The following is a 5,019-nucleotide window of genomic DNA, read 5'->3' as shown; positions in this document are numbered from 1 at the left end:
AGCGGGGGCACCGGCGCCTCGGCCGTTCTGTTTCTTGGGGCGCCCCGATAGGGGCGCGGGGAACTGCGCGACCAGCCACAACGAACCCGCACCCCGCCACGCACATCCGCCCCCGAGCTCCAATCGGCGTACCAGGGACGGGAACCCGCAGGTTCAGATCCCCTGCCAGGCGGGCTTGTTCGCATACGTGTGGCGGAAGTAATCCGCCAGCTTCAGCTTCGACGCGGCACCCTCGTCGACGACAACCGTCGCATGCCGATGAAGCTGCAGCGCCGACGCCGGACACACCGCGGCGAGCGGCCCCTCCACGGTCGCCGCCACCGCGTCCGCCTTGCCCTCACCCGTCGCGAGCAGCACCAGATGCCGCGCGTCGAGGATCGTCCCGATGCCCTGGGTGATGACGTGGTGCGGTACCTGCGCGATGTCCCCGTCGAAGAACCGCGCGTTGTCGATCCGGGTCTGCTCCGTCAGCGTCTTGATCCGGGTCCGCGAGGCGAGCGAGGAGCACGGTTCGTTGAACCCGATGTGCCCGTCGGTCCCGATCCCGAGCAGTTGGAGGTCCACGCCCCCGGCGTCGGCCAGCGCCTTGTCGTACGCCTCACAGGCGCCCTGCACGTCCTCGGCGGTGCCGTCGGGGCCCATGAACGCGTCCATGCCGATGCCCAGCGGCTGAAGCACCTCGCGCCGGAGCACCGAACGGTACGACTCGGGGTGCTCGGCGGGCAGCCCCACGTACTCGTCGAGCTGGGCTATGCGGGCCCGTGACGTGTCCACCGTGCCGGAGCCCACCCGCGCCGCCAGAGCCTGGTAGACGGGCAGCGGAGTGGAACCGGTGGCCACGCCGAGCAGGGCGTCGGGCTTGCGCCGGAGCAGCTGGGCCATGGCCTCGGCAATGAGTTCGCCGCCCGCCTTCGCGTCCGGGACGATGACAACTTCCACGCTGGGCCTGCCGATCTGGAGAGGGAGTCAACTGGGACCCGGAGGGGCACGATGTGGTTTAGACCAATCTAGCAGAAGCGCCTTTCTGCGAGTGTCTCGATCCGGTCCCCCACGTGAACCGCGGCGGGCTACTCTGCGTGGTAGGCATCGGCGGATGTTGGACAATGCGACAACAACAAACATCCGTCAACGCATGGACACACGGATGTGGTCTAGTCCACAATGCCTACGTAGAGCGTGTGAACCACCGAGCATGCGAACCACAAGCCCCCGTCTTCCCCGCACAGGAAGACGGACCGAGGAACCGGTGCTCTCTGCCCTGACTGCTCCGGGTCCTCATCCTTCGGCCGACCGGGACCGCACACCCCGCGGCCGATGTTGCTCCGGGCTGCGGTGCCGGGAGGGTTGAGGGTCCCTCCCAGGCGCCGCGGCCCGCGGGTGTTTCCGGGGCCGTATCGGAGGGTGCGCGCACGGTTTCCTGTGATGTCCTAACCGCCAGGTACGCTCGCACACGTGCCCTCCATGAACGAACTCGTACGCCAGCACACCGCCCTGGGTGACTCCGACCTGGAGTGGCTGCACCTGCTGGTGTCGGAGTGGCAGCTGCTCTCGGACCTCTCCTTCGCCGACCTCGTCCTCTGGGTCCCCACCCACGACGGCACCCGGTACGTCTCCGTCGCCCAGATGCGCCCCAACACGGGCCCCACCTCGTACCAGGACGACATGGTCGGCCATCTCGTCCCGCGCGGTCGCAGGCCCCTCCTGGACGCGGCCCTGGACGAGGGCCGCATCGTGCGCGAGGGCGACCCCGAGTGGCGCGAGGAGGTCCCCGTACGGGTCGAGTCCATCCCCGTACGGCGGGAGGGCCGCGTCCTCGGCGTCATCGCGCGCAACACCAACCTGCTGACCGTGCGCACCCCGAGCCGCCTGGAGCTGACGTATCTCCAGAGCGCGTCCGACCTCGCCCAGATGATCGCCGCCGGAGCGTTCCCGTTCCCGGACCAGCAGGTCGACATGGACGCCTCGCCGCGCGTCGGCGACGGACTGATCCGGCTCGACGCCGACGGAATCGTCCAGTACGCCTCACCGAACGCCCTCTCCGCCTACCACCGCCTCGGTCTCGCCGCCGACCTCCTCGGCCACCACCTCGGCCACACCACCGCCGAACTCGCCCCGTCCCGGGGCCCGGTGGACGAGGCGCTCGCCAAGGTGGCCAGCGGCTGGGCACCACGTGAGTTCGAGATCGAGGCCCATGACGGGGTCATCCAGTTCCGGGCGATCCCGCTCAAGCCCAAGGGCACCCGCATCGGCTCGCTGGTCCTCCTGAGGGACGTCACCGAACTGCGTCGCCGTGAGCGCGAGTTGATCACGAAGGACGCCACGATCCGGGAGATCCACCACCGGGTCAAGAACAACCTCCAGACGGTCGCCGCGCTCCTGCGCCTCCAGGCCCGGCGCATCGAGTCGGAGCGCGGCCGTGAGGCCCTCGAAGAGGCCGTGCGGCGGGTCGGGTCCATCGCGATCGTGCACGAGACGCTGTCGCAAACCCTGGACGAGCGGGTGGAGTTCGACGAGATCGCCGACCGCGTCCTCGCGATGGTCGCGGAGATCTCCCCGGGCAAGGTCGCGGGCCGGCGCACCGGCCGGTTCGGCATCCTGGACGCGGAGGTGGCGACCCCGCTCTCCATGGTCCTCACGGAAATCCTGCAGAACGCCCTCGAACACGGCTTCCGTGAGGGCGACACCGGCACCGTGGAGGTCTCGGCGGTACGTGGCGGCACGACCAAGGAGGCCCGCCTTCTCGTCACCGTCCAGGACGACGGCGTCGGCCTCCCCGAGGGCTTCGACCCGCACCGCTCGGGCAACCTCGGCCTGCAGATCGTACGGACGCTGGTGGAGGGGGAGTTGGGCGGCACGTTCGACATGGTGCCGGCGCCGGAGCGGGGGACGAGGGTGATCCTGGACGTGCCGGTACGGGCGCAGAAGTAGCGCCTGCCGCAGACGTACACAAGACGTTCACACCCGTCGCGTACGCGAACGGTGCGCGCGTACGTATGGAACGGGGATGGGACAGGACGGAGCGGGTGCGAGAAAAGCGATGAGCCTCGGACCAAGTGAATTGGTCCGAGGCTCAGATGCTTGCGAATCTGCGCATCGGGGGCACTGCGCGCTGCGGCTCGGGGGCGGGAGAAGCGTACTCGCTGTACGCGCCGCCAAGCTCAGACTGTTGCTGGGTGGGATGTCAGGCGGATGCCTGACGGGCCCGGTTGCGGGCGGCGCGGCGCTTCATGGCGCGGCGCTCGTCCTCGCTGAGGCCACCCCAGACGCCGGAGTCCTGGCCGGACTCAAGCGCCCACTGCAGACACTGCTCGATCACCGGGCAGCGACGGCAAACAGCCTTGGCTTCCTCGATCTGCAGCAGCGCAGGACCAGTGTTGCCGATGGGGAAGAACAGCTCGGGGTCTTCCTCGCGGCAAACGGCGTTGTGACGCCAGTCCATGGCTGCTACCTCTCTTGGTGTTACTTGCACGTTGCTTGTGAATGTGAACGCTTTCACGAATCCCTCAACAAGTGAAGGGCCGATCACCAGACGGACTGGTGTGGTCCTGAGATTTGAGGAGGGGTTCCGGTGCTCTGTGGGGCCGATGTTGCGGGCTGTCCCGAGCGCCACGTAGAGACTCGCAAACCTCAGCGGCGGATACAACCCCTTCTGGAAAGTTTTTTTTGATTCCTCGGTGTCGACTAGGTCACAGCCGTACTTCCATGGGGTGGATCCTGGCCTAAACGTTCGAGTGGAAGGACTTTTGCCCGTTCCGCTCACACAATCACACGCAGTGCACGGCGTACGCCTGTGAACGTCACGCTCGTACGCAGCCCTAGGTGGTCGCCGTCCATCTGAAGCGGGAGTGGCACCTTCGAATGCAAGGTGAAGTCGGTCAGGTCATGGACGGACACCGCATGCTTGCCATGGGGGCCCCGCTCGGGGGACGAAGTGAGCAACTGGGTGCCATACCGGGCAACCGCGCCCGTCGACATGCGGCTGAGACCGAGTACGTCGAGGCCTTTATCGAACGAGGCCTTAGGCGACGCGTACACCGGGCGATTGCCCAGATACGTCCACGGAGAGGTGTTGCAGACTATGGACAGCACCAAATCGGTCACCGGGTCGGCGCCGGGTCGCTCCAGTGTGATGGTCCCCTTGCGGCGGTGCGGTTCTCCGAAGAACTGGCGGAACGCCTGCCGCATGTAGAGCGAGTGGGTCGAGCGTTTTCCGCGCTCACGGTGCTGTTCGACGCGGCCGACCACGCCGGCGTCGAAGCCGAGGCCGGCGTTGAAGGTGAACCAGCGGGCGGGGACGCCCTCGTCCTCGCTGCCCGGGGTGCCGGCGGCGAGACCCAGGCCGACCGTGCGCTCGCTGCCCTGACGCAGGGCGTCCAGGAGGGCGCCGGTCGCTTCCACCGCGTCGTTGGGGAGGCCCAGGGCGCGGGCGAAGACGTTGGTCGAGCCGCCGGGGACCACGGCGAGGCGCGGGAGCCGGTCGGGGTCGGGGCCCTCGTGGAGAAGACCGTTCACGACCTCGTTGATCGTGCCGTCGCCGCCGAGTGTGATGACCAGGTCGACGTCCTCGCTCCCCGCCGCCTGCCGGCCGAGGTCGCGCGCGTGCCCCCGGTACTCCGTCGTGACCGCGTCGAGCTTCATCTCGCTCGCGAGGGCATGGATCAGGACATCGCGCGTTCGTGCGCTTGTGGTGGTTGCCGCCGGATTGACCACGAGAAGTGCACGCATGCGATGCAGGGTACCTACTGGGTAATAGACGGCCCAGTCCGAGGTGGGGGTTGGGTAAGAGATCGCCCGATGACGGGTGTTCTTGGCGCCTACGAGATCGGTTCATTCGGTACGTCGGCGGCTATCCGGTTGTTCGTGGTTGGTCGCGCCCATGCTTTTAAGGGGCGCGGGGAACTGCGCGACCAGCCACAACGAACCCGCAGCCGACCACCGACACAAACCCGGCAGACGCGACCGAGCAGCCACACAGCTACGCTTCCAGCGTGACCGCTGAGCAGAACCCCACCCCCCAGC

General features: G+C 67.9%; 4 protein-coding genes. 1 reads left to right on the top strand and 3 read right to left on the bottom strand.

The annotated features are described in order from the left end of the window. Nucleotides 1-153: 153 nt before the first annotated feature. Nucleotides 154-939: a glucosamine-6-phosphate deaminase gene (gene nagB / locus FNH08_RS44280; protein WP_322726437.1), complete on the bottom strand. Its 786-nt coding sequence runs from the start codon at nt 937-939 to the stop codon at nt 154-156. 513 nt (nt 940-1,452) lie between these two features. On the opposite strand from nagB, the gene FNH08_RS44275 reads away from it, so the two are divergent. Next, nucleotides 1,453-2,928 (top strand): sensor histidine kinase, encoded by a 1,476-nt coding sequence (locus tag FNH08_RS44275; RefSeq protein ID WP_322726436.1) that lies wholly within the window; start codon nt 1,453-1,455, stop codon nt 2,926-2,928. 253 nt (nt 2,929-3,181) lie between these two features. On the opposite strand, the gene FNH08_RS44270 is transcribed toward FNH08_RS44275, so the two are convergent. Together FNH08_RS44270 and FNH08_RS44265 are read right to left on the bottom strand one after the other, a co-directional pair. Beyond that, nucleotides 3,182-3,439 (bottom strand): WhiB family transcriptional regulator, encoded by a 258-nt coding sequence (locus FNH08_RS44270; RefSeq protein WP_003992873.1) that lies wholly within the window; start codon nt 3,437-3,439, stop codon nt 3,182-3,184. A 317-nt stretch (nt 3,440-3,756) separates the two neighbouring features. Further along, the gene (locus FNH08_RS44265) at nt 3,757-4,725 is read right to left on the bottom strand and encodes a diacylglycerol/lipid kinase family protein (RefSeq protein ID WP_152777167.1); all 969 of its coding nucleotides are present in this window, start codon (nt 4,723-4,725) and stop codon (nt 3,757-3,759) included. Between the last annotated feature and the right edge of the window lie 294 nt (nt 4,726-5,019).

Source organism: Streptomyces spongiae, from assembly GCF_009377185.1.
Classification (GTDB): domain Bacteria; phylum Actinomycetota; class Actinomycetes; order Streptomycetales; family Streptomycetaceae; genus Streptomyces; species Streptomyces spongiae.
The sequence above is the reverse complement of the archived record's forward strand: the minus strand, read 5'-3'. Positions and strand labels throughout refer to the sequence as shown.